Genomic DNA, 282 nt, shown 5'->3' on the forward strand with positions numbered 1-282 from the left:
CTTGTTCGATGAGGAACTTTCTGTTTTTCTGAATTTCTGTCTTTTTGAATTTCTGTCTTTTTGAATTTCTGTTTTCCCGTCTTCCCGACTTTCCGACTTCTGCGGACTTCCCGACTTTCAGCTTTTTTACTGTTCTACATTTTTGCATTTCCACATTGTCACCCTGAGCGGAGTCGAAGGGTTGTTTTTCTGCATTTTTGTTTTTTTGAATTTCCGTCTTTTTGAATTTCCGACTTCTGCTGACTTGCCGTCTTTTCAGACTTCCCATCTTTCGGACTTTCC

At 40.1% G+C, this 282-nt stretch carries 1 protein-coding gene; it reads right to left on the bottom strand.

Translation table 11 applies throughout. The features are described from left to right. Positions 1–282, bottom strand: a 282-nt coding sequence (locus AC2A1C_RS15910) for a hypothetical protein (RefSeq protein ID WP_484026916.1), incomplete at both ends; no start/stop codon positions are given.

It is taken from the genome of Chryseobacterium sp. HNCC26DJ241 (genome assembly GCF_057180505.1).